Annotated in this window: 2 protein-coding genes; both read left to right on the top strand. The window is 67.8% G+C overall.

The features are described 5' to 3' along the window. Window position 1 precedes the first annotated feature (1 nt). The gene (locus IQ782_RS29530) at window positions 2-760 is read left to right on the top strand and encodes an electron transfer flavoprotein subunit beta/FixA family protein (protein ID WP_194138230.1); all 759 of its coding nucleotides are present in this window, start codon (window positions 2-4) and stop codon (window positions 758-760) included. After that, complete coding sequence (locus IQ782_RS29525) at window positions 760-1686, top strand: electron transfer flavoprotein subunit alpha/FixB family protein (RefSeq protein ID WP_194138229.1); 927 nt, start codon at window positions 760-762, stop codon at window positions 1684-1686. The genes IQ782_RS29530 and IQ782_RS29525 overlap by 1 nt, the downstream gene beginning before the upstream one ends. The last annotated feature ends 1 nt before the right edge of the window (window position 1687 follow it).

Below are 1687 nucleotides of genomic sequence, written 5' to 3'. Positions count from 1 at the left end.
CATGAAGGTGCTTGTGCCCGTGAAGCGCGTGATCGACTACAACGTGAAAGTCCGCGTGAAGGCGGATGGCACGGGGGTCGATCTTGCCAACGTCAAGATGTCGATGAACCCCTTCGACGAGATCGCCGTCGAAGAGGCGATCCGTCTGAAGGAAGCCGGCAAGGCCGAAGAGGTCATCGTCGTGTCGATCGGTGTGAAACAGGCGCAGGAAACCCTGCGCACCGCGCTGGCCATGGGCGCTGACCGCGCCATCCTGGTGACCGCCGCCGAGGACGTGCACGTGGACATCGAGCCGCTCGCCGTCGCCAAGATCCTCGCCAGGATCGTCGAGGAAGAGGCCCCCGGCCTCGTCCTCATGGGCAAGCAGGCGATCGACAACGACATGAACGCCACCGGCCAGATGCTCGCCGGGCTGCTCGGCTGGGCACAGGCGACCTATGCCAACTCGCTCGAGGTCGAGGGCGAGGCTGCCACCGTCTCGCGTGAGGTGGACGGCGGTCTGCAGACCATCAAGGTCGCCCTGCCGGCGATCGTCACCGCCGACCTGCGCCTCAACGAGCCGCGCTACGCCAGCCTTCCCAACATCATGAAGGCGAAGAAGAAGCCGCTCGACGAAAAGACCGCCGCCGACTTCGGCGTCGACGTCAGCCCGCGCCTCGAGATCGTCAAGACCTCGGAGCCCGAAGCCCGCGCGGCCGGCATCAAGGTGGGCTCGGTGGACGAGCTCGTGGCGAAACTGAAAGACGCGGGGGCACTCTGATGGCCGTTCTCCTTCTTGCCGAAATCAACGACGGCGCGCTCGCGCTCGACGCCACCGCCAAGGCCGTCAACGCCGCCAAGGCGCTTGGCGACGTGACCGTCCTGGCTGCCGGTGCCTCGGCCGCCGCCGCTGCGGACGAAGCCGCCAAGATCGATGGCGTCGCCAAGGTGCTGGTCGCCGAGGACGCGCTCTACGGCCACCGCCTGGCCGAGCCGGTCGCGGCGCTGATCGTGTCGCTCGCCAGCGGCTACAGCCACATCGTCGCCCCGGCCACCACCGACGCGAAGAACATCCTGCCGCGCGTCGCCGCGCTGCTTGATGCGATGATCCTGACCGATGTGACCGCGGTGGTGGACGCCGACACCTTCGAGCGCCCGATCTACGCCGGCAACGCCCTGCAGACGGTAAAGTCGAGGGATGAAAAGAAGGTTATCACCTTCCGCACCTCGACCTTCGAGGCCGCCGCCTCCACCGGCTCGGCCCCGGTCGAGACCATCGGCGCGGGCGACAACCCCGCCCTGTCGGAATGGCTCGAGGACAAGGTGGCGGAAAGCGACCGGCCCGAGCTGACCTCGGCGAAGATCGTCGTCTCGGGCGGCCGCGGCGTCGGCTCGGAAGAGGATTTCGCGCTGATCGAGAAGCTTGCCGACAAGCTCGGCGCCGCCGTGGGCGCCTCGCGCGCCGCGGTGGACTCGGGCTTCGCGCCCAACGACTGGCAGGTCGGCCAGACCGGCAAGGTCGTGGCGCCGGACCTCTACATCGCGGTCGGCATCTCGGGCGCGATCCAGCACCTCGCGGGCATGAAGGACAGCAAGGTGATCGTCGCGATCAACAAGGACGAGGAGGCGCCGATCTTCCAGGTCGCCGACTTCGGCCTCGTCGCCGACCTCTTCACCGCCGTGCCCGAGCTGACCGAGAAGCTCTGAG

It is taken from the genome of Salipiger mangrovisoli, from assembly GCF_015223355.1.
In the GTDB taxonomy this organism is placed as follows: domain Bacteria; phylum Pseudomonadota; class Alphaproteobacteria; order Rhodobacterales; family Rhodobacteraceae; genus Salipiger; species Salipiger mangrovisoli.
This window is presented reverse-complemented; position numbering and strand designations above follow the sequence as displayed.